This window comes from Erysipelothrix amsterdamensis, assembly GCF_940143175.1.
Taxonomy (GTDB): domain Bacteria; phylum Bacillota_I; class Bacilli_A; order Erysipelotrichales; family Erysipelotrichaceae; genus Erysipelothrix; species Erysipelothrix amsterdamensis.
Genome location: NZ_OW659496.1, coordinates 1,281,744 through 1,306,292 on the forward strand (window position 1 = coordinate 1,281,744; position 24,549 = coordinate 1,306,292).

General features: G+C 37.0%; 24 protein-coding genes, 7 tRNA genes and 1 other annotated feature. Of the genes, 2 read left to right on the plus strand and 29 right to left on the minus strand.

Annotation, left to right across the window (positions count from 1 at the left end):
• Positions 1 to 62: 62 nt before the first annotated feature.
• The 3 genes from NMG63_RS06000 to NMG63_RS06010 are packed head-to-tail and all read right to left on the minus strand — an operon-like array spanning position 63 to position 2,984.
• Entirely contained in the window at positions 63 to 1,076 is a 1,014-nt protein-coding gene (locus NMG63_RS06000) for an alpha/beta hydrolase (protein WP_254006678.1), read from the minus strand.
• A complete protein-coding gene (locus NMG63_RS06005) occupies positions 1,073 to 1,591 on the minus strand; it encodes a cysteine hydrolase family protein (protein ID WP_254006679.1) in 519 nt (172 codons plus the stop codon). Before NMG63_RS06005 ends, NMG63_RS06000 begins: the two co-directional genes overlap by 4 nt.
• A gap of 52 nt (positions 1,592 to 1,643) precedes the next feature.
• Entirely contained in the window at positions 1,644 to 2,984 is a 1,341-nt protein-coding gene (locus tag NMG63_RS06010; protein ID WP_254006680.1) for an MATE family efflux transporter, read from the minus strand.
• A 124-nt stretch (positions 2,985 to 3,108) separates the two neighbouring features.
• On the opposite strand from NMG63_RS06010, the gene NMG63_RS06015 reads away from it, so the two are divergent.
• Positions 3,109 to 3,193: transfer RNA gene (locus NMG63_RS06015), tRNA-Leu, on the plus strand.
• 87 nt (positions 3,194 to 3,280) lie between these two features.
• On the opposite strand, the gene NMG63_RS06020 is transcribed toward NMG63_RS06015, so the two are convergent.
• From NMG63_RS06020 to NMG63_RS06090, 15 genes are all read right to left on the minus strand, one after another.
• Positions 3,281 to 3,679 (minus strand): hypothetical protein, encoded by a 399-nt coding sequence (locus NMG63_RS06020; protein WP_254006681.1) that lies wholly within the window; start codon positions 3,677 to 3,679, stop codon positions 3,281 to 3,283.
• A 91-nt stretch (positions 3,680 to 3,770) separates the two neighbouring features.
• Positions 3,771 to 5,354, minus strand: coding sequence for a hypothetical protein (locus NMG63_RS06025; RefSeq protein WP_254006682.1), 1,584 nt, complete (start codon positions 5,352 to 5,354; stop codon positions 3,771 to 3,773).
• A complete protein-coding gene (locus tag NMG63_RS06030; protein ID WP_254006683.1) occupies positions 5,344 to 6,042 on the minus strand; it encodes an ABC transporter ATP-binding protein in 699 nt (232 codons plus the stop codon). The genes NMG63_RS06025 and NMG63_RS06030 overlap by 11 nt, the downstream gene beginning before the upstream one ends.
• A gap of 70 nt (positions 6,043 to 6,112) precedes the next feature.
• On the minus strand, positions 6,113 to 6,577 hold the full coding sequence (locus NMG63_RS06035) for a hypothetical protein (protein ID WP_254006684.1): 465 nt from the start codon (positions 6,575 to 6,577) through the stop codon (positions 6,113 to 6,115).
• Complete coding sequence (locus NMG63_RS06040) at positions 6,577 to 7,194, minus strand: cyclase family protein (RefSeq protein ID WP_254006685.1); 618 nt, start codon at positions 7,192 to 7,194, stop codon at positions 6,577 to 6,579. The genes NMG63_RS06035 and NMG63_RS06040 overlap by 1 nt, the downstream gene beginning before the upstream one ends.
• A 246-nt stretch (positions 7,195 to 7,440) precedes the next feature.
• Positions 7,441 to 7,959, minus strand: coding sequence for a tryptophan transporter (locus tag NMG63_RS06045; protein WP_254006686.1), 519 nt, complete (start codon positions 7,957 to 7,959; stop codon positions 7,441 to 7,443).
• Between the two features lie 91 nt (positions 7,960 to 8,050).
• Positions 8,051 to 8,286, minus strand: a binding site (T-box leader).
• A gap of 45 nt (positions 8,287 to 8,331) precedes the next feature.
• A complete protein-coding gene (locus tag NMG63_RS06050) occupies positions 8,332 to 9,810 on the minus strand; it encodes an ATP-binding cassette domain-containing protein (protein WP_254006687.1) in 1,479 nt (492 codons plus the stop codon).
• A gap of 148 nt (positions 9,811 to 9,958) precedes the next feature.
• Entirely contained in the window at positions 9,959 to 11,485 is a 1,527-nt protein-coding gene (gene murJ / locus NMG63_RS06055) for a murein biosynthesis integral membrane protein MurJ (RefSeq protein WP_254006688.1), read from the minus strand.
• Positions 11,486 to 11,658: 173 nt separating this feature from the next.
• A tRNA-Arg gene (locus NMG63_RS06060) sits at positions 11,659 to 11,734 on the minus strand.
• Between the two features lie 8 nt (positions 11,735 to 11,742).
• The gene (gene coaD, locus NMG63_RS06065; protein ID WP_254006689.1) at positions 11,743 to 12,225 is read right to left on the minus strand and encodes a pantetheine-phosphate adenylyltransferase; all 483 of its coding nucleotides are present in this window, start codon (positions 12,223 to 12,225) and stop codon (positions 11,743 to 11,745) included.
• Positions 12,226 to 12,590: 365 nt separating this feature from the next.
• Entirely contained in the window at positions 12,591 to 13,013 is a 423-nt protein-coding gene (locus NMG63_RS06070; RefSeq protein ID WP_254006690.1) for a flavodoxin domain-containing protein, read from the minus strand.
• A gap of 69 nt (positions 13,014 to 13,082) precedes the next feature.
• Positions 13,083 to 13,388, minus strand: a complete 306-nt coding sequence (locus NMG63_RS06075; RefSeq protein ID WP_003775282.1) for a PTS sugar transporter subunit IIB — start codon at positions 13,386 to 13,388, stop codon at positions 13,083 to 13,085.
• Between the two features lie 75 nt (positions 13,389 to 13,463).
• On the minus strand, positions 13,464 to 14,993 hold the full coding sequence (locus NMG63_RS06080; RefSeq protein ID WP_254006691.1) for a helicase HerA-like domain-containing protein: 1,530 nt from the start codon (positions 14,991 to 14,993) through the stop codon (positions 13,464 to 13,466).
• Between the two features lie 80 nt (positions 14,994 to 15,073).
• Positions 15,074 to 15,382 (minus strand): PTS lactose/cellobiose transporter subunit IIA, encoded by a 309-nt coding sequence (locus tag NMG63_RS06085; RefSeq protein ID WP_013853133.1) that lies wholly within the window; start codon positions 15,380 to 15,382, stop codon positions 15,074 to 15,076.
• A 235-nt stretch (positions 15,383 to 15,617) separates the two neighbouring features.
• Positions 15,618 to 15,693: transfer RNA gene (locus NMG63_RS06090), tRNA-Thr, on the minus strand.
• 55 nt (positions 15,694 to 15,748) lie between these two features.
• On the opposite strand from NMG63_RS06090, the gene NMG63_RS06095 reads away from it, so the two are divergent.
• Positions 15,749 to 16,249 (plus strand): LURP-one-related/scramblase family protein, encoded by a 501-nt coding sequence (locus NMG63_RS06095; RefSeq protein WP_254006692.1) that lies wholly within the window; start codon positions 15,749 to 15,751, stop codon positions 16,247 to 16,249.
• 26 nt (positions 16,250 to 16,275) lie between these two features.
• Here NMG63_RS06095 and NMG63_RS06100 read toward each other — a convergent pair whose 3' ends face one another.
• From NMG63_RS06100 to NMG63_RS06150, 11 genes are all read right to left on the minus strand, one after another.
• The gene (locus NMG63_RS06100) at positions 16,276 to 16,692 is read right to left on the minus strand and encodes a PPC domain-containing DNA-binding protein (protein ID WP_254006693.1); all 417 of its coding nucleotides are present in this window, start codon (positions 16,690 to 16,692) and stop codon (positions 16,276 to 16,278) included.
• A 98-nt stretch (positions 16,693 to 16,790) separates the two neighbouring features.
• Positions 16,791 to 18,287, minus strand: coding sequence for an ATP-binding cassette domain-containing protein (locus NMG63_RS06105; RefSeq protein WP_254006694.1), 1,497 nt, complete (start codon positions 18,285 to 18,287; stop codon positions 16,791 to 16,793).
• 115 nt (positions 18,288 to 18,402) lie between these two features.
• Entirely contained in the window at positions 18,403 to 18,885 is a 483-nt protein-coding gene (locus tag NMG63_RS06110) for a nucleoside 2-deoxyribosyltransferase (protein ID WP_254006695.1), read from the minus strand.
• Positions 18,886 to 18,897: 12 nt separating this feature from the next.
• Positions 18,898 to 20,586, minus strand: coding sequence for a Na/Pi cotransporter family protein (locus tag NMG63_RS06115; protein WP_013853137.1), 1,689 nt, complete (start codon positions 20,584 to 20,586; stop codon positions 18,898 to 18,900).
• A 123-nt stretch (positions 20,587 to 20,709) separates the two neighbouring features.
• A complete protein-coding gene (locus NMG63_RS06120) occupies positions 20,710 to 22,413 on the minus strand; it encodes a Na/Pi cotransporter family protein (protein WP_254006696.1) in 1,704 nt (567 codons plus the stop codon).
• A 127-nt stretch (positions 22,414 to 22,540) separates the two neighbouring features.
• Positions 22,541 to 22,975 (minus strand): GNAT family N-acetyltransferase, encoded by a 435-nt coding sequence (locus tag NMG63_RS06125; RefSeq protein WP_254006697.1) that lies wholly within the window; start codon positions 22,973 to 22,975, stop codon positions 22,541 to 22,543.
• A gap of 138 nt (positions 22,976 to 23,113) precedes the next feature.
• A tRNA-Ala gene (locus tag NMG63_RS06130) sits at positions 23,114 to 23,189 on the minus strand.
• A 22-nt stretch (positions 23,190 to 23,211) separates the two neighbouring features.
• Positions 23,212 to 23,288: transfer RNA gene (locus NMG63_RS06135), tRNA-Ile, on the minus strand.
• 352 nt (positions 23,289 to 23,640) lie between these two features.
• Positions 23,641 to 23,716 (minus strand) — tRNA-Ala (locus tag NMG63_RS06140).
• Between the two features lie 19 nt (positions 23,717 to 23,735).
• Positions 23,736 to 23,812 (minus strand) — tRNA-Ile (locus NMG63_RS06145).
• Between the two features lie 164 nt (positions 23,813 to 23,976).
• Positions 23,977 to 24,417 carry a Dps family protein gene (locus tag NMG63_RS06150; protein WP_003775262.1) on the minus strand — a complete coding sequence of 147 codons (441 nt, stop codon included), beginning with the start codon at positions 24,415 to 24,417 and terminating at the stop codon, positions 23,977 to 23,979.
• Between the last annotated feature and the right edge of the window lie 132 nt (positions 24,418 to 24,549).

Consider the following 24,549-nt stretch of genomic DNA (forward strand, 5'->3'; position numbering starts at 1 on the left):
TATTATAACATTATCGCATATTCATTGCATATATAAAACCCCATCAAAAAAGATGTGAGTCTTCACACCTTCTTAGCATATTTGTTAAGGAATCCTACAAATTCCTCAAATGTATGGACGGAATAAGGATTATCCATTTTAAATTGATACTCATGACCTAAAACATCCGCAACATCTTCATAAAACACAGAAGTCACCGGAACTTGCAACGATTCCAATTTTTCTTGCATTTTTAAACCGTCTTCCATAAAACTCATTTGATTACCATCCGTAATAAATGTGGGTGGAAAATCTTTAGTAACATGATTGAGAATGGATAACGATTCAACGTACGCTGTATCCATCCATGCCTTTTCACCCATGTAAGCCCAAGCCAAGCGACTCATAAAGAAATCTAAAACACCTGAAGAAGACTGCATATTTAAAAGTCCATTTAGATCGTAAGGTCCACAAAATAACGCAATCCCTTTAACATAACTCGGGTTTAATGTAACACTTTGATCAAGCTTTTGCGCATACTGTGAATCGACCTGAACCATCATATATTGAGATATAATGTGTGCTCCTGCCGAATCACCCGCTAAAATTATATTATTCATATCCAAACCGAAAAGATCTGCCTGCGATTGAAGATACTGAATCGCTTCACCAACTTGATGAACAGGAGAAGGGTAGACCGCTTCGGGAGCTAAATCATAGTTTAGATTGATGACACGATATCCTTGATAAGCTAATTGAACTGCATACTCATAGTTATCCTGCTTGTCACCCCCTACAAAAGCACCCCCATGAACCCAAATAACCGTAGGCAATTTTTGGGTGTTCTTCGGACCAAAAAGATCAAACGTATTTCGCCCAGCCGTTGATTCATAGGTCAAATCTGTGTAAACACGAACTTCTGACTCGATTGCTTCATAACCTTCGGGTTTAACTGCCAAACCCCCTTCAAACACTCTTCGAATTAAAAAGGCAGAAGGTGCTGGATCTACGATAAAATACACCGCAACTCCACCAACAATTAATAAAACTAGAGCTAATACCGCTAAAATCCCACGTTTTATACTCGCCCGATTCATCGAATCACATCCACTTGTAGACCCTCAAGCACATCAAATGTACTTTGATTTAATACTGGGTCATAACTATCTGTGCAGGATGTATCTACAATAATTCGCGCCTCAGGACATGCAGCTTTTGCGATAACACACGTACTGATAACACAGATATTGGAAACTAAGCCCATCACCTCGATCTCATCATAGTTTTTTTTATCTAAATAATTACCCAATTCTAAAGAGGCAAAAGTAGGTTTATTAAAAATAATCGTATCCGGCTTCACAAAGGGTTTTAAACGCATATCAAGTTCCCACCCGCTCGATCCCAAAATACAATGTTCAATCGGTAAACGACGCCCTTCTTGCGTTTCAAGATAATTGGATCCGTGGGTATCACGTGTAAACACAAGGTCACAATCTTGTTCATTTTCTAATTTTTCCAGAATATTCAACACCACTTGATTTGCTCCTTCAAAACCAAGCGTCCCCGATACAAAGTCATTTTGAACATCAACGATAATGTTTAATTTTTTCATATTCTCCACCCTTTTTATTTTATTGTAACATAAAAAAGTCCTCGAAGGAGGACTATGCTTTCTCAAGCCATTGTGATGCTTTTGAGTACAGAAGTGTAAGAACCATTGAACTAATCCATGTAACGGAGTAGCTCCAGTATACCCAATCAATTGAATGATTAATACGCATCATTATAAACAAGAATATCTGTCTTAAAATTGTGAAACACGAAATCATGATTATCATTGGAACCATTGTAAGTCCTGCACCTCTTAATGCACCACTTAGAATACTTGTCGTGCTGAGTGCAAAATAGAACGGTACCATAATCCGCAACATGCGTGCACCATACATTATAACCATAGGTTCAGGTGAAAAGAAAGCAATCAGTTGATCTGCATAAATAAAGGTTGGAATTCCGATGATAATCACAATCCCTACCGCTAAAACGAGAGCAGTCCGAACGCCTTCCATAATACGTTCCTTACGTCCCGCACCCAGATTTTGACCTGTGAAGGTCGTTATTGTGAGTGAGAAACTTTGCGTTGGCATTGATAAAAAAGCATTAAACTTATCTGCTGCACTAAAACCAGCGACCGCAGCGGATCCAAATGCATTAATATATGATTGAACCAAAACATTTGAGAATGAAACAACTGTCTGTTGAATTCCAGTTGGAATACCAAGACGTATAATTTCATATAATTTATCACGATGAATTCGTATGTCAGTCATCTTTAGTTGATAAATATCCTCGACACGTAATAAATGTATCCATACTAAGATTGCGGATGTGAGTTGAGCAATAAGCGTTGCAACCGCAACTCCTAAAATCCCCATATCAAACACAATCACAAACAACAAGTCCAACGATACATTAATAAGACTTGAAATACATAGATAAATTAAAGGATTGCGTGAATCCCCGATTGCTCGTAAAATCCCTGCACCGGAATTATAGATAACAAGACCGGTTACACCCCAAAAATAAACTCTTAGGTAAAGGGTAGCCGGTTCCATTATATTTGCAGGTGTCTTGAGCCACCCTAAAAATATCGGAGACATTACCGAACCGAAAAAAGTAAGAAAAACACTTACAATTAACGAAAACGCCATAAAGGTATGAATTGAATCATGCAATTCTTCATCTTTTTTCGCTCCAAAATAGCGAGAAATAAGAATACCAGCACCCGTTGAAATCCCCATAAACAACCCAATAATAACATTACTCAAGGGTGTACTTGCTCCAACAGCGGCAAGTGCTTCTTCACCCACATAGTTTCCAACCACAAAGGAATCGACGGTATTGTATAATTGTTGGAATAGATTCCCAATCAAAAGCGGTATTGAAAACAAAAGCATTTCTTTCCAAATGACGCCCTCTGTCATTGACGTCTTTTTATGAATTTTCATTATAACCTTCCTTCTTAACCATAAATATTATACACGATATTTTACGTAAATCATTAAATTAGCCACTTTTAATCTTGCACATTGTTTATTCCAATGCTATAATACAAAAGCAGTTAATATCAATGCACCAGTGGCGGAATCGGTAGACGCGCACGCTTGAGGGGCGTGTGACGCAAGTCGTGTAAGTTCAAATCTTATCTGGTGCACCAAATATATATTTCACAGAACCAACTTCGGTTGGTTTTTTTTATGGTTTAGTTAAATTCAAATAAAAAAGAGGACCGAAATCCTCTTTTTTATTGTCGTTGTTCAACGACCTGAGACATTATGCGATATCCTTGGTAAAATCCACCAAACCCACCGATAAGCAAGAAATTAATCACACCTACGATATGAACATAATTATGATCTAAGGGTGAAGAAAGCCATGCCCCTAAATTATTAAAACCAATACCGATACACATTGTCATGGCTAACATCGCCAAAATATGCTGTTGGTCATCATTATGAGTATACAAAGCATAACAATTCACAAATGTAATTGCTAAATACATTGCACCCAGTTCTCGTTGCCAGCCGTAGTCAAAACCCCATATCGAGTTCGCAATCATATAACTTGGGAATATCAAATGAGATAACGCTGCCATAAAAAACACAGCCGTCATAACCGTTAAATACCCTTTTCTTCTTTTCATCAATCCAGCTCCCCTGCATTTCCTTAATTATAGAGAAGATAAGCTAATGGTTCAAGTCCCATACTCGTACGACTTAAAATAACCAAATAAACTATTTTCTAATTTTATACGTTTTCTCAGAAAACAAACGAACACAGAGCACACCGATAATGAAATATAATGCCGTTATGATTGAAAGCCACAAATTCAAATTTGGAATATCGCTCAAACGATTGCCATTATAAGCAACCATGACAACAAGAACTTTCACTAAATTATATAGGAATCCTTTTTCTTGCATCGATTCATTATAAGGTTGTAATGTGTAATACATTAGTAAATTATGAACACTGAAAAAAACACTTAAAAGCACTAAGGTAATCATAAAAATTTGAACTTCACCACGTATCGGAATAATTAATTGGATCCCAACCATAAAAGCTACACCTATAATTATGGGTATAAGCGGAATCATATTTAGAAACACAAGTGTCCCTAAACGCCCTACAAACTGTTTCCAAATAATTTCAGGTCGTCGATAAAACGCATAGTTCAATAATTTTGAATCACAATTTAGATAGTATGCACGGGTCATTGACTCCCCAATATTCAGGAGATAGACGATAAAAATATAAGGTCCAATCGATTTAAACATTTCAGTTGAAAATGGATACCAAACTTGAAAATACATATCTGGGAAAAACGATCTCAGAATCGTTAGGCTTATGACACTAACAACCACCACTGCAAGGATGACTAAAAATCTAAAACGTAGCGGTTTAAACCAGAGTCGTCGATGTCGTTCTAAAAAAAGACGATTCAACAGGCCGTAACCTTCATAACGATTAATAACTTGTTCAGATTGATCAAGATTATAATCATCATCAATTCGTAAAATTGTTTGACTCGATTTGAGGTTAATTGACGCTAGACTTTCTTCCGGACTTATTGATTGAAGCATATATAACCCATACGATTCATGAATTTGAGCTTCGCAAATTGGTCTACGAACCAAAAACGCAATCGCCATTAAAACAATGATACCGGCTAAGAGATAAAAAACCACACCTGATAAATAATTGGTAAATAATAATACGCTAAAACTTAGTACTAAACCAAGCACAAATATCGTCTTATGTTTGCCACTTATTTTCTTATGGTAACGGTTAAAATACGCAAGATCTAAACCCTCTGCTACAACTTTTGTCCCCAATACCACAAGAACCATCATGGATGCCACAAGTACACTTTGGTCATACATCACAACAGTAAACATTATCGCAATACAATAGAGTATGCGTTCAATAATGTCTTTGTGCAAACGGAAATTATAATATGACTTAAAGTCAACTTTGAAGGAGCGAATTAAGGTCCATTTTTCAATTGAATCATCACTTGAAATTGTACTTACACACGATCTAATTATGACCAATAGAAACCAAATAAGTTCGATAGGAACCCGCGGCAATGCTTGAGCAAGAATCCCAAAAAAAATAAACAAATAAATAAAATGATTCGCGATCATTTTCAGATAATGAAATACCGTTACAACACGACCAAGCTTCTTTTTTCGTTCTGTATTTTCATAGACATTAGCGTAAATAACCTTCCGTAATGGTTTAATCGAACGCAGATAGTATAGAAATCGATTTGTTCGATTTACAACGTTAATATCTTTTAAAACACTATGATTCATGATTATCACTTAAGATATCAATAATATCTTCCTCAAATGCAGAATCATGCAAGCGACTGGAGTCCAAAAGGGTTGCATTTCCATGATGCAAGATGATCACCTCATCACAAATATCTTTAGCAATCTGCATCATATGCGTAGATAAAACCATAATACAATCCTCTTTGAGCGAAACAAGTTGCCGTTTCATTTCAATGGATGCGACCACATCAAATGAAGTCAGAGGCTCATCAAGAAACAAAACTTTCGGCTTCAACATCATGATGCATAACATTTGTAGTTTATTTCGCATACCGTGCGAATAATCCTTAATCAGTTTATAGCGGTCATCTTGATTGAATTGAATCGTATCAAAATATGCATGTACATCCTCACGTATGAAACCTTGATCTTTATGAATATCAATAAAAAACGTTAAAAACTCAATACCCGTTAAGAACTCGGGCAACATTGGATTGGTGTATACAAATCCAACATCGTGCTGCGTTAACAGGCTCCCATCATCAAAATGAGCCGTACCACTATCACGTGGTATTTCTTGACTAATACAGTTAAAGAAAGTGGTCTTCCCCGCACCATTTCTCCCCAATAACGCATAGATTTTCCCTTTTTCAAGCGTTATGTTAATGTCTTTCAAAACTTCTTGATGATCGAAAGCTTTTGAAAGATTCTTAATCTCTAATTTCATACTTCCACCTCTGTATCGTTACACCAATACATTACCACACCGCAATTCGTGAAGCAATAAAAAATGCACGCTATAGCGTGCATTTAAAGTTTTGTTGTGTTCGATAAGTTTGCAGTGCTTCCAAAGACAATACGGCTTGTTCAAATGTTGTTGAGACAATATGTAGTTCCTCTTTACTCATCATATCGAATAAATAACGATGAGAAATTAAAAAAGTTCCTGTATTGTAATCCTGGTCGGTACTAACCATTGTGAAGCGTAAGTGTTCTTGATTCAAAATTTCTTTAAACATTACAATTTCTTTTTGCGGAAGTTGTGTTAAGAACCAATCATCAACATTCTCTTTCAAATCACTAATTTGAAACGTATGCAAACGTTCTACGGTATAATCATTAACCAGTGTATCACGATATGTCTCATGAACCAGACTTCCATTCACAACATAATCTTTTTCACAGACAACCTGTTGATTCCGGTGACACCCTGTTAAGCCTAACAGCATTACCAAACAAATATATCGCCTCGACCGTTTCATTATTTTAAAACTGCATATGCGCGGACAGGACTTGCTTCCGCTTCAATTTTTAGCGGTACAGCAGAAATGATAAAATCTTTATGGTATCGTAACGAATCTAAGTTATTTAGATTTTCTAAAATCATGATATCCGCATCCATTAGAATATTGTGAACATAATATGGTTCTAAATCGGGTGATGGAATATCCATTCCTACCATTTTGATTTGTTTTTCTACGAGAAACATTGCCAGTTCCTCCGTAAAAATCGGGTGATCTTCAAAATAAGCTTTTTCACCGCGTCGCTCATCAAATCCCGTGTAAAACACTACCACGTCCCCTGGGTTAACCAAGAGTTCGTAGTCAGGTTTATAATCAATTTCTTTCTGATTGCGAACATCAATCATCACGCCACGACCAATAAAACGGTCAATTGGGAAATTACTGATAAAGCGCTCATCACCTGATAAATGCATCGGAACTTCCACATGGGTTCCTGTATGTAAAGATGCAGTTACTGAGTAGTTTGTATAACCATCATCTTCAAAGCATGCATCCAGATCAAATTTCGTTTTCGTATCTCCTGGGAAAACCCCAGTTGCTTCATTAAATGTTTGTGTTAAATCGATAAGTTTCATATATTTTATCCCTCGTCCCTATTATAACGAAAAATTATGTGAATGCTAGTGTGAAATTATCGTATTTATACACACAAACATCCTGACTCCCGAGTCTTTTAGACTTTTTAATCTCATATTAAAAAGTGACACACATATGTTCCACCCATAAACATCACTCTTTACGCCTTCATTACACATATTTAAACTTTCATGTAAAAATGCAAGAAATACTCAAAGTGTCAATGATACGAAACACTCTCAAAATTAAAATCGAAGTTTTGCCTCTTTTTTTGGTTTAATTCGTTCCAACACCTTGGAAATAAGCAATACAAGAAGACTATTTACCACCATTGCCGGAAGAATGATTCCAAAAAGAAACACTTCGAATGGTAGTTGTATCCCACCTAAGACTTGCACGACACTTAAAAATATCACACCCGAAACAAAGGTTCCAATACTCGAAATAAAGCAATAGGTTATTTTTTGATTAAATCGATTTATAAGAAACTGATAAGTGTAAAACACAAGTGGACCAGTCATTAATTTATCCACCACATTCGCAATTTCACCTCCAGGCATCGAAGTTGTCATTGCAGTTAAAAATCCGCAAACGATGCTAATGACGAGCACCTCACGAAAGGATTGCAGTTCAAACAGGGCAAAGAAAAAGAATGCAAGCATAAAGTCGGGTTTCATCAGACCAACAGCACCAGGGACCGTGATATGTAATACAAGACCTAATGTCAGAAACAAGGTCGAAATGGTTAAATTTTTAATTTTCATTTTATTTTCTCCTTTATCATGATTTTTAAATTGATTCACGTCACTTCATACCACAGTCATCACCTCCCTTAGAACAAAAAAAACTTCACCCATACAGGGCGAAGTCTTCGCGGTACCACCTGAAACACTACGTAAAATACGTAACTCAATAGGAATACAAACATATTCCTGTCCTGTTAACGGGGACAACCGTCGTAAACTACTTACCGAAGTGTTCATTCCGCCTTTCATGAGGCCATTCACTTTCGAAGTAAGATCTGTTCACACCAACCACAGACTCTCTGGACATACTTCTTGAAAGCTACTCATCTCAATCATAAAGTTTGTTATTAATGCAATAATATCACGAATAAGCTTACTGTCAAGCATTAATTAAGGTTTTATAAATCCATCCGGAGTCATCTCAAGAACATCTTCAAATACATGATGGATAAGTTGACGGTCATGGGTAATACACCATACCGCTCCTTTATAGTCCTCCAGCATTTCATAAATTGCCATCAATGAAAACGGACTAAGATTTCGAGTTGGCTCGTCCAACAATAATGCATCAGGTTTAGTACGTAAAACTTTCAACAGCGAGATTTTTGCCTTTTGACCTCCCGATAAAAATTCGACCGGGGTTTCCATCTCATCTGAAGTAAAGTTCAATCCCCCTAATGCATAGCGAACCTTAGTGATTGCATCTTTATCACAAGAGTCAAGACAATTTTCAATCGCATTTTTCTTAACATCAAGATTTCGATGGTAATCTTGATGCATAATACCAACATTACCGGTTATAGATTGAACAATTTCATTAAATAAAGTTGTTTTGCCACAACCGTTAGGCCCTACAATCGCAATCTTCTCACCCGACGTCAACGTATACTTATAGTTATTTCCAATGATACTACCGTTCATGAATAATCGGTCAATGTCAAACGCAAACACAACTTTTGAGGACACATTCGTTTGCGGAAGCTTTTCGATCTTAATCGCCACCTCTTGATCACGGTGAATCAACGATTCTTGCTTTAAACGTTGTGCCTTTTGAACTTTCAAATTCTTCATTTTCTTTTGCAGACCTGGATCTGCACGATTTACATTTTGAAGTTGATGACCAACTTTTTGATACTGCTTTTGCCACTTCGCTTCTTGTTTTGCTTGAAATCGCTTCTGAAATCGTACCTGTTGGTTATGATGGGACAAAGATCGATTGCGACTTTGAATATATTCATCATAAGAACCTTCAAACAGAGTTAATTTTGAAATTGATTTACGGTGTAATTGTTCAAAATGAAGCACTCTATTGGCACTATGCCTTAACGTTTCAAGATCATGTGATACAAAAATAATGGGTGCTGTTTGCACGTCCATCCAAGCTTCAAACCATATCAAACCATCCATATCTAAATTATTAGTTGGTTCGTCCAACACATAACAGTCGACCGCTTGCATCTGCAATTTTAATAATTGAATCCGAACACATTCACCGCCACTTAAAGATGCCATACTACGGTCATAGTCGTGTTCCGTCAACATAGGCACCATGGATAAGAACAAGGGCACAAAATCCCCAAAACGTTCCCATGAGTCCTCCAGCACAAACTCAAGAATTGTTTGAGATCGCTCCGCCACACTTAATTCCTGACCGAGATACCCAAAAACAATCGACTCTGGATGCAAATCCCGACTCACTTTTAAATTACTTATTTCAGGACGGTTTACCAGTGATTTAAGAAAAACACTTTTACCATTGCCCTCTTCCCCAACGACACCAATACGATCACCACGATTTACAGACATAGAAAAAGACGCGATAAGATCACGTCCCTGCTTCGTCTTAACATCTAGACTTATGTTAAACATAGAAAAACGCCTCCTTTTATTTATTATGTTTTAACGTAGGCGCATTTCCCATAAGTCTCACCGGATAGCAATCTGCTACCTTTCTAGTCTAATAAAATATAACATATCTTATCTATTCGAACAAGTAAAAAGTTCTCATACGATAACTTTAGTGTTTAACTTTACTTTTAAATTTTACTTTGACGCTTTCAATCGCTTGATCAAATTCTTCAATTTTCATTAACTTAACAGAAACAAAATAAACGAGCATTCCAATCAATACTACGAATACAAGTCCTGTTACCAAACTAAACTTAGGACTAATGAATGGGTAAGCGAAGAAGACCACCGCTGCCATAATTGATCCCGAAATAATCAATTTTAGAACTGTTTTGAAAATATACTTATTATTGAAATCGCCAATCATCTTGTACAAGAAATAATAAATGAGAATAAAGTATACGAGTTTTGAAATACTTGTACCAAGAGTTAAGCCCGGTAGCCCCATAAACTGAACAAAGAATAAACTCGCAACGATGTTTGACGCAACGGAGATTGCTCCATAAACAACAGGTCGGCGTGTATCACCTAAAGAGTAAAAGACACGCAATAAAATCATCGCATTCGCATTCACAATTAATCCCAGACATGAAGCAATTAATACATTAGACGTTAAAACAACTGCTTCTGGGGTGAATGCACCACGGCCAAAAAACAATTGAACCAAAGGTTTTGATAATACCATCATTCCAAGTGTTGCCGGAACAACAATCATATTCACTGCTATAAGCGTATTTGAAATCGAATTCTTTAAGCCCTCATCATCTCCATTAGCCGCAAACTTCGCCATTGCAGGAAAGAGCACCGTAATAATTGAACTTACAAAAAGACCAATTATTGAGTCGCTAATTTTATTTGAGTAATTCACAATCGAAATCCCACCTTCAATAACACCGGAAGCAATGGTCTTATCAAAAATTGCATTAACTTGATCAATTGACGATCCAATAATAACAGGAACCGCCATTACAAGCATGATCTTAATATGTTCATCTCGAATTTTTAATTTAAATTGATGTTTATAACCCGATCGTTTGGCAATCAGATAGATAAAAAATGACTGGCTAGCAATCGCAAGTGTTACACCATATGCCAGAAGGTAAACAGAATTTCCTTTCGATAAAATAATACTTATAACAATGACAATATTCATGATGACATAACTGATACCATGAGCTGCAAAGCGTTCTTTAATTTGAAGATAACCTTGTAATACCGCTAAAATTGTTTGAAAGAACACAGCAAGTAATGTGATGCGTGTAAATGATACCGCCAAAGCCATTGTCTCGGCATTAAATCCTGAAGCAAAAACACGTACTAAAGGTTCTGTAAAGATTTCCGCCAATATAATAACACCCACAAAGACTACAAGTAAGATATTAATGATATTACTGGTGAACGCCTCTGCTTTATCATTACCTTCACGTTTATGAATCTTACTAAAAATCGGAATAAACGAAGTCGTAATTCCTGTTGCAATAAAACTAAACAACGAATTCGGAATTGAAGATGCAATGATGTATGCATCTGTAATCGCTGTTGCACCAAAATACTTCGCCAATAACAACTCTCTAAAAATTCCAAAGAATTTATTAAACACCATCAGCAATATTAATACTATTGCGTTCTTTTTCATAAAATATAATCCTCTCTTAAACTCATAAAATGAGATCTTTGATTTATGTTTTTATTTATTTTATATATGCATAAGACATTATATCATAAATCCCTTTAAAAACTGATGTGCTCACAAAGAGATCATGATAACAATAAAAAAACTCTTGATACTATTTCAAGAGTAAAAACATTTGGTGCGACTTACAAGAATCGAACTTGTGACACAGCGCTTAGGAGGCACTTGCTCTATCCACTGAGCTAAAGCCGCATTACAACCTAAACTACAATATCGTATTTTCGATACAGCCGGCTTGCAACATTTTGTGGAACAAATCCTTTAAGGTCGCCACCATAACGGGCAATTTCACGTGCTACGCTTGAAGATATGTACGAGTATTTAGGTGACGCAACCAAAAACAAAGTCTCAATCGTTTCATTTAAAACACGATTTGAAGTCGCTAATTGTAATTCGTTTTCATAATCCATAACCGCACGAATCCCTCTAACAAGAATTGGGCATGCTTGCTTTTGCGCAAAATCAATTGTAAGTCCTTCACCAATCATAACCTCAACATTTGATAGATGACTTAAACACTCATGAGCCATTTCTAAACGCTCCGCCATTGTAAACGTTCCCGATTTTTTTTCATTAACCATTATCGCAACAACAACGTGATCAAACATTTTTGCACAACGCTCAATTAAATCAATATGGCCAGTTGTGATGGGATCAAAAGATCCAGGATACATAACCTTCATAGACATACCTCACTTAGGACTATTATAACGTATTTCGATTTTATAAAAAAGCCAAAATCGGATAGACTTCTAACTTTTTTATTGTAGACGCTAGTTTTTGTAATAGTTTCGGAATGCATTGTGACGAAAACAGAAAAAAAAACACATCTGGGAGTGATGTGTTTTTTTAAAGATCCATCGTCAGTATTATTGGAGGAATACTTAATTTATATAATTTTGAGGAAATAGATTATCTATGAGCGATGGTCTAAAGGACAAGTTTTTTTAGATAGATGAACTATCTATAAACTTATTATACCTTCCCAATGAAAAATGTCAACACTTTTTACAAAAGAATATGTAAATTATACATTCTATGAAAGAATTTACATTGATAGCACTCTTTTTGTTTCTTCATATGCTTCTTTCAATTGTTCTTCGGTTGGTTCCCACTGATATGCAAACTTACGTTCCACAATACCACCGGCATCTACAATCTCCTGTTCCCAATTTTCGATCCAAACGCCTTCGCCCCAATCATACGACCCAAAAAGAACAACGCGTTTTCCAGAAAGCATTGGAAGCAGTTCATCAAAAAACGGTCTAAATTCATACTCTTCAACATTCTCATCATTCATAGCCGGTGACCCTAAGAACAATACATCTGCGTCAATTACGGATTCGGCTGTTACATCCGATACAAAGTCATTACTGCCTTCAATGCCCAAATCTTCTACTGCTTCGTAAATTGAATCCGCAATCATTTGCGTATTCCCTGAAGCTGAATAATACACGATATTTATTTTCATAATAACCTCCATCGTAATTACTTACTATTATAAAATAAAAAATGTTAGTTTACACTAACATTTTTAGATTTAAGCATCACCAAGTACTTTTTTCACTTCTGCGATTACAGCTTCACCATTCATCGTACCGTATGCACGCATATCGATAACTTCAATTGGTTTTTCTGGTAATTGTTTTTGAACTGTACTTAAATTAAAACGAACTTGAGGTCCTAACAGGATGATGTCTGCATCAGCACCAACGCGTGCGGCTTCACTTACAGCGTGAGCTGATATTTCTACGTCATATCCTTGTGCAGCAGCTGCTTCTTGCATTTTTGTAACAAGGATACTTGTTGACATACCTGCTGAACATAATAAAATAATTTTTCTCATAATATCCTCCTCGATATGAAACTATTATAACAACAAAGGGAAATAGTGTCTATAAGAAAGCGTTAACATTTCCAATCATTTCTTCCCAGTAAGGATCCCCATGATGTTTCTTGTAATCGCTTTACCTAACTCGTTACCGATGGTACTCATCGTACGATTCATTCCCTTTTCAATCGGTGTCTGACGGTGACGAGTTGTGGTCTTCTTACGGTTTTGTAATTTTTCTTTTTCTTTTTCTAATTTTTGTTTCTCTTTCTCAAATGCGAGACGTTCTTTTTCAAGTTCTAAATTTACTTTTTCTTGCTCCTCTTCAATCCCTGCTTGAGTCATTTTTTCTGCTAAAGACTCATACGCTGAAAATCGATCAATCGACTCCATGTATTTTTGATTAAAACTACTGTTTTGAATCATTGATACCCGCATGCTTGCATCCACTTCAGCCATAAGACTCTGTGGTGGTAACACGAAGGCACGTTCTGCAATTTGTGGCGTACCCTTTTCATCAAGCGTTGAAATAATCGCTTCGCCTGTACCCAGTTCCATAATAGCCGTCTCAGTATTAAAATTAGGATTGGCTCTAAAGCTTTGAGCAGCAGCTCTCACTTGTTTTTGTTCTCCTGGAGTGTACGCACGAAGTGCATGTTGGATACGGTTTCCGAGTTGACTTAAAACACGGTCAGGGACGTCTGAAGGACTTTGAGAAATAAAATAAACACCAACACCTTTTGAACGAATCAACTTAACTACAAGTTCAATACGATCCACCAGGGCTTTTGGAACATCTTTAAACAGGAGATGTGCTTCATCAAAGAAAAACACCATCTTAGGTTTCTCTACATCCCCTACTTCAGGTAATGTTTCAAAGAGTTCCGATAACATCCAAAGTAAAAAGGTTGCATAAAGGGTTGGTTGACGAAACAACTCAACACTATGAAGAATATTAATCATACCGCGACCATTTGAATCCGTACAAATCCAATCTTGAATATCTAAAGCCGGTTCACCAAAGAAAATATCTGCGCCTTGTTCCTCTAAGAAAACAACCTTACGAACAACCGCCCCAACTGTTTGTGTCGACATTAAACCATATTGTGCAGCAAGTTCTTTATTGTTTTGGTAAACATAATCCAACATTGCTTTTAAATCCTTGATATCAAGCAACAACAACCCTTGTGCATCCGCAATTTTGAAAACTAAAGATAACACACTTGCTTGCGTTTCATTAAGATCCATAAGCTTTGAAAGCATGACTGGACCCATTTCTGAAATCGTAGTACGAACAGGAATACCACCCTTACCGTAAATATCCCAAAACGTTACAGGAAACCCTTTATACTCAAAACCATCCACGCCAAACTTTTCAACGCGACTGGACACATTAGGATTATCAACCCCTGCGGAGGCAAGTCCGGACACATCACCTTTAATATCCGCTAAAAACGTAGGAACACCTAAGTCACTTAATGCTTCGGTTAAAACTTTCAATGTAACTGTCTTACCGGTACCTGTAGCACCGGTGATCAGTCCATGACGATTTAACATCTGCGGTAAAATATACACAGGCGCATCGCCCTGTGCAATCCATATTTTATTTTCTTTTAACATGATGATCTCCTTATTTTATGTTTCTATCTCACTAATTGCATTGTACCATGTGCCTAAAAATAAAAAAAGAGCCACAGCTCTTATTGAATTTTCTTGTGAATGTCAATAAGTTCTGTAGCCATAATTTTTAATACTTCTGCGCTCATCATTTGATCTTCAGCATGAATCAACAACAAGTTCACTTGAGTTGCGCCATTTTGAGCTTCTTGTTGAATTAATTGTGCATGAACACGATGTCCCTCAACAAATTGTTCTTCACCTTCAGCCATAAGCTGTTCTGCACGTTCGAAGTCGCCCTCTTTCGCTGCCTGAATTGCTTCCACAAAACATGAACGAGCCGACCCGTTAAATGAAATCATTTGAAAACTAAGTAATTCTAAACCTTCCATGATATTCTCCTTTATGTACATTGTCATTATATCAAATTCATTTTCAAATTGGTAGCCCCATAAACTGAAATAATATTTCATTCAATTCCTTTAAATAAAGGACGTAAACCCCTTACAAGCTAAGTGTGGTTTGAAATGTTTTTTCTATATATTTCAAAAAACAACCATCGACTGCCTCGAGCGATTGTGATAAACTGTGAATATATAAAAAAAACACCAACTGGTGTAAATGTTATGGTGCCGGCTAGAGGACTTGAACCCCCAACCTACTGATTACGATTCAGTTGCTCTACCAATTGAGCTAAGCCGGCGTGATTAAATTGTACATCTCATTTACATTCAAATCAAGACCCTAGGAGAAAAAATATGAAATTATACGTAAAACAACACGTACTCTCGATTCGTGATCGATTTGACGTCAAAGATGAGTACGGTACTACCCTATATTCAGTGCATGGTTCGATTCTTACGATTGGTCGTAAATTCACAATCACAGACGCGACACAAACCCCCGTTGCAACCGTGAAGCATAAACCATTCCATTTTCTATCTCAATACATCATCAGCACAGCCGATCACAATGTACTTTTGAAAAGAGATTTGTCTTTATTCAGAATGAAATTCTCACTTAGACATCTAGACTGGAAACTCAATGGTGATTATCTTGGACATCGCTATAGCATCACTTCTCATAACAAGACATTGATGACCCTCTCCAAGAAATGGTTTAGTTGGGGCGATAGTTATGAACTGAATATTCACGATGACAACAATGCATTACTTTGTCTTTGTATTACGATTGCGATTGATGCGGAACTTGCGAATTTAAGACGCACTACGCAAACGACACAAAACTCAAACACATAAAAAGAACGGAAACATCCGTTCTTTTTTTAACTTTCTTTACATACATTCCCTGTAACTTCAATTTCAAGTTCCTTAAACCCAGATAACTCACCTTTTGTTCGTGTTAGTTGATGGTGTTCAAGTTCAATGATCACAATTTCCGCTGTCGACTTTACGGTACACCCTAAAGCCACATGACCTCCGAGAACTTTAAATTCGGAGTCACTGATGGATGCATGAAGATGATGACCCCCTTGAGAAACCGTTCCAACGCACGAAACAATTTCATAGGGTCCTTGCAATTGAATTTCTTTTTTGTTGTGACCTTTACGAAAAACAACACTGGATAAACTTCCAACGCATGTCCCTATATATCCTGATGTAATTTGAAATTTCTTACAGTAAGCATCAATTCCTTGTAATAGATCATCACCAGGCATTAAACGAATTACATGTTCTTTCATATTCCCACCGTCCTTATTCTTTATTCTACTTGTTTTCACGCAAAGTCTCAATTAGATTCAATTTCATTTTTCTTCACAAAAAATTCACCCGGGAAATATTATGAAATAATCGAGAGTCCCGAAGCGTCAAAATAGTATATATCATGGAAGACTTCTTCAATCAATGTCCTGTCATGTGTTACCGAAATAATCGCACCTTGATACTCATTGAGTAAGTTGTAAATAACCCCGACACTCAAAGGACTTAAGTTACGGGTAGGTTCATCAAGAACAATGACTTTTGGTTTTTTTAGTACAAGTTTTAATAATGACACTTTTGCTTTTTGACCGCCGGATAATCGATACATTGGTGTGTTCATTTCAATCTCCGTGAACTTTAAACTCCCAAGGTGGTTTGTTATTTTTGAGCGTTCATCTCGAGACCCTTCTACAACACAATTTTCAATCGGCGTAAGATTATAGTCCAGATTGAGTTCGTACGATTGATGCATCACCCCTACCTCATCGTTATCAAATCGTTTCACAATTTGATGCAGTAAAGTCGTTTTTCCGATGCCATTTCGACCGACAATCGCGATACGATCTTGACTGTAAACCGTTAATTCAAGATCATGTGCTAAAACATTTTCTCCGCACTTCAATACATCTTCGTGAAATTCCAATATTTTTTTACGATGGACGGACTCTTGTTCGTCAAAAGAAAGCTTGATCGCACCTTCGAAATCTCGTTTCTCAGGTAAAACGTCTCGTTCAAATCGTCGTTCCATTGATTTAATTTGATGCATTTTTTTCTTCAACAGGCGTCCTTTCGCAGGATCTTGCCGCGTTTGCGTACGTTGACGATGTTCTACTTTTTGATATAACTTAAGCCAACGTTCTTCTTGTTTTTGTTTTTCCTTTTGGCGCATCTTTAGATCATGGTTGTGTTTTTGAATATGACTTAGAAAATCTTCAGAGTATGCTTGGTATGTTCCCTCATACACAGTAACACGAGAACGTGTTTTACGATGGGTCTGTTCAAGATGTACAATACGATTCGCACATGTTTGTAAGAGCATAATATCATGCGATACAAAGATAATCGGAATGGTTTGCGAAAGCATCCAAGTTTCAAGCCAAATCAACGTATCCAAATCTAAGTCATTGCTGGGTTCATCAAGTAGATAACAATCACAAGGATGGACCATCAACCTTAATAATTGGATTCGAACACGCTCGCCACCACTATAGGTACGCATTGATCGGTTTAAATCTCCGAGTTCAAAATGGGGTAAAACTTCTTTTAAGAATCGTGAGACATTACCGTATAACTCCCACTTCTCGTTGATTATATAAGCTAATGCATCCATTTCAAGCTCATTCTGAGTCATTTCTTGATTTAAATAACCAAATACAACCGTATGACTGCTTACTGTTTTCGTTACATAGAGATCTTTAAGTGACGCATCTTGAGCGAGAGCTTTCAGTGTTAAACTTTTACCATTTCCCTCTTCCCCAATTAACGCAACTCGATCATTTTGATTTAAAGACATAGAAAAAGGCGCGATAAGCTCGCGCCCTGTTCCCGTCTTAATATTAAGACTAAAATTAAACATGACAAAACTTCCTCCTATTTTATGATTAATGATTTAGAAAGATTTTCTGTCCATGTTCCCACCGCCTTATTAGTGATACTATAACCAAAAACAAAGACGCTGTCAAATAAGTCATTTAAAGACCGAGTATTTCACCGATCAGTTCAATTAAGGTTTGTTCATCCGTGACAACTGTACCCTTAAGCTTGATAAGGCCTACAGTGTATAGATTTACATAAGAAAATTGTGATTCCGCAACATCACGCAATGCGTTGATTTTCTCAACATTATTTGCGCCTTGTTGTCGACTATCCGTATAAAGACCAATCATAGGTATGTTCGCTTGATATGCAACCCCAACCTCGGATGCAACACCCGCATCGATTGTTTGACCGTCCAACACCGCAATAACAAGATCTGACTTCAAAAGCGCATCAGTATCCGCTTTCGCAATCATCATTGAATTCGCATAACTGTTTTTATCGTTAATTTCCATCTGTTCCTGCGGAAGGTACACTTCCAAGTTTGGATAAGCAGATCGAATTTGCGAAACCACTTCCGCATTATAACGAAACTCCATATGGGTAAACAACGGACTTGCAAAATAAATTTTCTTCATAATATCCCCCTTTTAATGTTCGTCTGAAGTATGCAACTTCACAGCTGAAAACATGTTACGTGCAATGTTAACACCGTGATCTCCAATACGCTCAAGAATACCTAAAATATCAATATAAATTGAACTTGTAACCTTCGCATCACAAATTCCCTCCGCCATACGTTGGAAGTGTTTTTCACGATACTTTTCTTCGATAAGATCCATATACTCCTCATCACGGCATAGTGAATCAAAGCCCGATAAATCTTCACGTTCAAAAATCTTCGTAGAACGCTTCAACATATCCATAAGGAGTTGATACATGGTATCCAAATCACGAAGTGCATCTTCAGAAAACGATTCGCGATTCTCAAAACTCATTTTGTAGAATTCTACTAAGTTTGTTGAGAGATCACTCATGCGTTCGTAATTTTTTATAATTTCTAAGTTTTTCGTATATTCTTCGGTAATATGACCTGAAACATCTGTTTGTTTCGCAATCTCAAGCAAATACTTCGTAAGATCAGTATCCAAACTGTTAACCATTTCCTCAAGTTGCATCACAACATCATAATCTTCCATATCACGTGAATGTAAGAATTGATTTGAAGTTTCTACAGACTCTAAAACCAAATCTGCCATTTTAACGATTGTTTTACGCGCTAATTGAAGCGCACCTTCTGGGAATGTTCCAATTAAACCGTAATCAAGAGGCTTAATTTTCTCACGTTCTTTGATTTTATCTTCTCCTGGAATTAAAAACTCCATAAGACGAATAAATGCAGGTACAAAAGGTATAATGACAATCGCAAATATGAGATTAAAGAAGAAATGGTTCAGTCCTACCGCAAATGCCGGTGAACCGCCAATTAATTCATTAACACTTACAATAAATGCTGAGTATGGCTCAATTAATATCATAACAATAATTGCACCTGTAAAGTTAAAAATTACATGAAACCATCCGGCACGTCGAGTTGATACAGAACCACCGATGGATGCAAGCACTGCCGTAAGGGTAGTCCCGATATTTGAACCAAATACAAAAGCTGAAGCAGCGACCATCGACATCCCACCGTTTGCATAAATTTTTTGCACAAGCGCAATCACAGCCATTGAAGAGTTAATAACCGCGGTCGCAATCGTACCTGCAAAAAGCGCAAGCCAAGGACTTTGAGACATTTTAAGCATAAATGCTTCAAAGAATGGGTATTCTTGAATCAAAATAAGCTTATCACTCATAAGCTTTAGACCCACAAACGTAATTCCAAAACCAAATAAAATCTGTCCGATATTTTTATACTTCTTTCGCTTTGAAAATGCAATGATCATTGCACCTACAAATAAAAAGTAAAAACCTAATTCATCAACATTTAAACCAATCATTAATGCCGTGACAGTCGTTCCTACGTTTGCGCCAATTGAAATACCAATTGCTTGATCCAAACGCATCAATCCTGCACGAACTAAACTAATCGAGATAACAGTCGCAGCGGTACTGGATTGCATAATTGCGGTAATCGCAACTCCAACCAAAATTGCCATAACGGTATTACTCGTGTATTTTTCAATATAATCTCGTATTTTAGGCCCTGCGGCTTCCTTTAATCCCTCCCCAAGGAACTTAATCCCGAGAATAAAAAGGCCGAATCCACCTAGAATGACATTAATACCCAAATCCGAAAATGACGGATTTTGAGTTGCCAAGAATAAACTATTCATTCTTTCCTCCATAAAAAAAATTTAGACCATCACCATAATATCACAATATCATTCAAGCATGGTACATATTTCTTTAAAAGAATGAAAAGAAAAAACTGAAACTTTAAGGTTTCAGTTTTAGAATTAGTTATTTGATTTTAGAATTACATCTTCTCGATTCGCATGCACACCAACTGCGGAATGCACATAGCGCGAAACATTAACACCATGATCACCAATACGCTCTAAAATACCAAGAACATCAATAAAGATGGAACTCGCAACTTTTTCATCACAAATCCCTTCCGCCATACGTTGGAAGTGTTTCTCACGATATTTATCCTCAATCAAGTCTAAATACTCCTCATCGCGAATTAAAGCCTCAAAACGCGTTAAATCCTCAGTATCAAAGATCTTAAGAGAACGACGCATCATATCCATTAAGAGTTTATACATAGTATCCAAATCGTGCAATGCATCTGCTGAGAAATTCTCACGGTTCTCAAAAACCATGCGATAGAATTCAACTAAGTTCGTTGATAAATCACTCATGCGCTCGTAATTTTTAATAACTTCTAAATATTTTGTATACGTATCCGCAATATGCGAATCTGAATTACTATGCTTCATAATCTCCAACAAATACTCCGTTAATTCCGTATCCAACTGATTCACCATACCCTCAAGTTGCATCACGATTTCATAATCCTCATCATCTTTTGAATGAAGATATGCATGCGAAGCATCAACTGCTTCGAGCACTAAATCACCCATCTTGGTTGTACGTGCCTTCGCTAATTGAAGGGCACCTTCTGGGTAAGTATGAATAATGTCACGATCAAGGGGTTTCAGTTTTTCACGACTTCTAATTTTATCTTCTCCAGGTATTAAAATCTTAAGAAGACGAATAAAAGCAGGAACAAACGGAATAACTAGAATCGCAAAGAAGAGATTAAAAACGAAATGCGCAATTCCCACTGCCATCGCATCCGTACCGCCCATTAATGCATTAATTTTTAAGATAAACTGTGAATAAGGTGTTACAAACAGCATCATCAAGACTGCTCCAATAACATTAAACATTGTATGGAATAATCCAGCACGACGTGTCGCAATCGAACCACCCATTGACGCGAACAATGCCGTTACCGTTGTACCGATATTGGAACCAAATACAAATGCAGTTGCTGCCACCATCGACATACCACCGTTACCATATATCTTTTGAACAACCGCAATTGTTGCGGAAGACGAGTTAATGATCCCCGTGAGCACTGTACCGCCCAACATTGCAAACCATGGATGATCGGATAACTGAACCATCAATGCTTCAAAGAACGGCATTTGCTGTATCAACATCAGTTTTTCACTCATAATTTGTAACCCGACAAACGTTAAACCAAATGCAAGAACAACTTGACCATAATTCTTAATATCACGACGTGAAGCAAAGAGCACCATCATCGCACCGATAAACAGGAAGAAATAACCCATTTCATCAATATTTAGACCCACGATAATTGCTGTTACTGTTGTCCCAATATTAGCACCCAACGAAATCCCAATTGCCTGGTCTAAGCGCATCAACCCCGCACGAACAAGCGAAATAGAAATAACCGTTGCAGCGGAACTGGATTGCATAATTCCGGTAATCAACGCCCCTATTAAAATCGCAGAAAAAAGGTTGCTTGTATATTTATCAATATAATCGCGCATGCGATTTCCCGCAACTTTTTTAAAACCATCCCCTAATAAATTAATTCCCAACATAAACAAGCCGAATCCACCTAAAATAACGTGAATTCCTAAATCCATAATAGACTGTGATTGTGCAGCCAATAATTGCATAGTATGCCTCCATTTATAAAATTCGACCATCCACATAATACCACGTGAAAAAACGGTGAATATGAAATTAAATTAACATTTCTTTTTTTGTGACATTAAACATACAAAATTCCATTCTAAAACAGCCTCAACGACGCTTCATATGTAAGATTGGGAATGGACGTCCTGCTTCATCAAACTCAGAGCGTTCAAATACTTCAAAGCCTAAATGTTCATAAAATCCTCGGGCTTGATAATTTTGTTCATTCACATCCACACGATCAACTGCGTATTCTGAAATTGCATATTGGATTAAACGAGAACCAACACCTTGCCCACGTGCTGAAGCATCAAGAAAAAGCATTTCAACTTTACGATCTAAAACTCCCATAAATCCCGTAATCGTATCATGATCTTCATATACGACAACCGCATCCATTGAAGCAAAAGCTGTATGAACTTCGGGACGCATCGCATCAATCATTTCTTCTGTGATAAAATCATGTGTATCACGCACAGACTGTTCCCACACATCTACAAGACGCATCACATCATCTCTATGTATATCTATCGTTCGAATCATCTCATCACCTCTTATCCTTATTATAACGGTTAAGGCATGGTTAAAACGGACATTTTAACGAGAGTTCTGTGTATTCTCAAGATAAAGGCATTGATAACGTAAAAAAAACATGACCGAAGTCATGTGTTATTTTATATATGGTGGAGCTTAACGGGATCGAACCGTTGACCTCCTGCGTGCAAGGCAGGCGCTCTCCCAGCTGAGCTAAAACCCCAAGTCATATTGTCAAGTTAAAATGGTGGGCCTGAATGGATTCGAACCAGCGACCTCACCCTTATCAGGGGTGCGCTCTAACCAACTGAGCTACAGGCCCATTTCCTTGACTGCCTTAATAATATACCACCCAAAACATAGCGTGTCAATAAGATTTTCAAACAAATATCACTTTTTATAACTGTGTTCTTTTACATCACCATTCACGTCTAGATTAACGTCAGAAACAAATTAATTCACCATCCACAACGCAAATCAGACATGTTCTGATCACACTCAATTGATTAATCAAAAAAACACCAAAACGCACAGTTCCTACAGTTCATGAGACCTTTTAATTTTAAATCTTAATATAGTGTTCTAATTTTTCAAACATTTGTTTAATTCCTCAAAAAAAAAAACGCTCGTATTGAGAAAGAATTCTCTATATGAACGTTTATAAATATATAAATTGGTGGAGCTTAACGGGATCGAACCGTTGACCTCCTGCGTGCAAGGCAGGCGCTCTCCCAGCTGAGCTAAAACCCCAAAATTTAAATAAAAGAAATGGTGGGCCTGAATGGATTCGAACCAGCGACCTCACCCTTATCAGGGGTGCGCTCTAACCAACTGAGCTACAGGCCCATTTCTTAACTGCTTTAATAATATACCACTCTCAAACACCCGTGTCAACACGAAATGGACCAAAACAAACAAATAAAAAAAATAAATCATAAACGTGATTTTACCGATGCATTCTGTCCTGCAAAACATAAAAAAAGCATCCTAGGATGCCTTTAATTTAACAATTAATCACGAATGTATGCATTGAACATCCATAAGTTCTTGCCAAGATCTTGTGATACTGCAGTAAAGTAGTCTGCTGTTCCAGGATCGTTTGCTGCTTCAGCAAGTTCAACGAGACGTAATGCGGAACGATTCATGTGTTCAAAATCCACAATCAAGTGTTCAAATCCTTCTTTTGCGGTTTTCCATGATTGATCCAATTCTTTAATTGAAGTCATTTTAAGTACTTCCGCTAAATTACCTACAGGTTTTGATCCGATTGTTAGAAGGCGTTCAGCAACTTCATCAATGCGTTCTTCTGCTTCTTCATAATATGTGTCCATTTGCTCATGAACCGGGAAGAAACCTTCACCTTTTAAGAACCAGTGGATATTATGAATTTTCATACCCAAAACAATTTGATCCGCTAAAAATACATTCATTTCTTCATACAAGTTATTCATCTCAAAATCCTCCTATAGGTATAGTATAACGCCGATACCCAGATATTTGCAATGAAATGACCGTGATAATCTTGTATCAAGTCATCACATAATTGAATTCAAGAACAACTCAGCGACATCATAAAAAAAAAC

Excerpts from the sequence above, each read along its gene's own strand:
- NMG63_RS06105 (WP_254006694.1), bottom strand. The coding sequence starts at position 18,287 with ATGTTTAATTTTAGTCTTAATATTAAGACGGGAACAGGGCGCGAGCTT.
- NMG63_RS06025 (WP_254006682.1), bottom strand. The coding sequence starts at position 5,354 with ATGAATCATAGTGTTTTAAAAGATATTAACGTTGTAAATCGAACAAAT.
- NMG63_RS06070 (WP_254006690.1), bottom strand. The coding sequence starts at position 13,013 with ATGAAAATAAATATCGTGTATTATTCAGCTTCAGGGAATACGCAAATG.
- NMG63_RS06075 (WP_003775282.1), bottom strand. The coding sequence starts at position 13,388 with ATGAGAAAAATTATTTTATTATGTTCAGCAGGTATGTCAACAAGTATC.
- murJ (WP_254006688.1), bottom strand. The coding sequence starts at position 11,485 with ATGAAAAAGAACGCAATAGTATTAATATTGCTGATGGTGTTTAATAAA.
- NMG63_RS06080 (WP_254006691.1), bottom strand. The coding sequence starts at position 14,993 with ATGTTAAAAGAAAATAAAATATGGATTGCACAGGGCGATGCGCCTGTG.
- coaD (WP_254006689.1), bottom strand. The coding sequence starts at position 12,225 with ATGAAGGTTATGTATCCTGGATCTTTTGATCCCATCACAACTGGCCAT.
- NMG63_RS06000 (WP_254006678.1), bottom strand. The coding sequence starts at position 1,076 with ATGAATCGGGCGAGTATAAAACGTGGGATTTTAGCGGTATTAGCTCTA.
- NMG63_RS06120 (WP_254006696.1), bottom strand. The coding sequence starts at position 22,413 with ATGCAATTATTGGCTGCACAATCACAGTCTATTATGGATTTAGGAATT.
- NMG63_RS06030 (WP_254006683.1), bottom strand. The coding sequence starts at position 6,042 with ATGAAATTAGAGATTAAGAATCTTTCAAAAGCTTTCGATCATCAAGAA.
- NMG63_RS06125 (WP_254006697.1), bottom strand. The coding sequence starts at position 22,975 with ATGATTCGAACGATAGATATACATAGAGATGATGTGATGCGTCTTGTA.
- NMG63_RS06045 (WP_254006686.1), bottom strand. The coding sequence starts at position 7,959 with ATGAAAATTAAAAATTTAACCATTTCGACCTTGTTTCTGACATTAGGT.
- NMG63_RS06110 (WP_254006695.1), bottom strand. The coding sequence starts at position 18,885 with ATGAAGAAAATTTATTTTGCAAGTCCGTTGTTTACCCATATGGAGTTT.
- NMG63_RS06035 (WP_254006684.1), bottom strand. The coding sequence starts at position 6,577 with ATGAAACGGTCGAGGCGATATATTTGTTTGGTAATGCTGTTAGGCTTA.
- NMG63_RS06040 (WP_254006685.1), bottom strand. The coding sequence starts at position 7,194 with ATGAAACTTATCGATTTAACACAAACATTTAATGAAGCAACTGGGGTT.
- NMG63_RS06150 (WP_003775262.1), bottom strand. The coding sequence starts at position 24,417 with ATGAATAACTTGTATGAAGAAATGAATGTATTTTTAGCGGATCAAATT.
- NMG63_RS06005 (WP_254006679.1), bottom strand. The coding sequence starts at position 1,591 with ATGAAAAAATTAAACATTATCGTTGATGTTCAAAATGACTTTGTATCG.
- NMG63_RS06050 (WP_254006687.1), bottom strand. The coding sequence starts at position 9,810 with ATGTTTAACATAAGTCTAGATGTTAAGACGAAGCAGGGACGTGATCTT.
- NMG63_RS06010 (WP_254006680.1), bottom strand. The coding sequence starts at position 2,984 with ATGAAAATTCATAAAAAGACGTCAATGACAGAGGGCGTCATTTGGAAA.
- NMG63_RS06085 (WP_013853133.1), bottom strand. The coding sequence starts at position 15,382 with ATGGAAGGTTTAGAATTACTTAGTTTTCAAATGATTTCATTTAACGGG.
- NMG63_RS06115 (WP_013853137.1), bottom strand. The coding sequence starts at position 20,586 with ATGAATAGTTTATTCTTGGCAACTCAAAATCCGTCATTTTCGGATTTG.
- NMG63_RS06020 (WP_254006681.1), bottom strand. The coding sequence starts at position 3,679 with ATGAAAAGAAGAAAAGGGTATTTAACGGTTATGACGGCTGTGTTTTTT.
- NMG63_RS06100 (WP_254006693.1), bottom strand. The coding sequence starts at position 16,692 with ATGAAAGAACATGTAATTCGTTTAATGCCTGGTGATGATCTATTACAA.
- NMG63_RS06095 (WP_254006692.1), top strand. The coding sequence starts at position 15,749 with ATGAAATTATACGTAAAACAACACGTACTCTCGATTCGTGATCGATTT.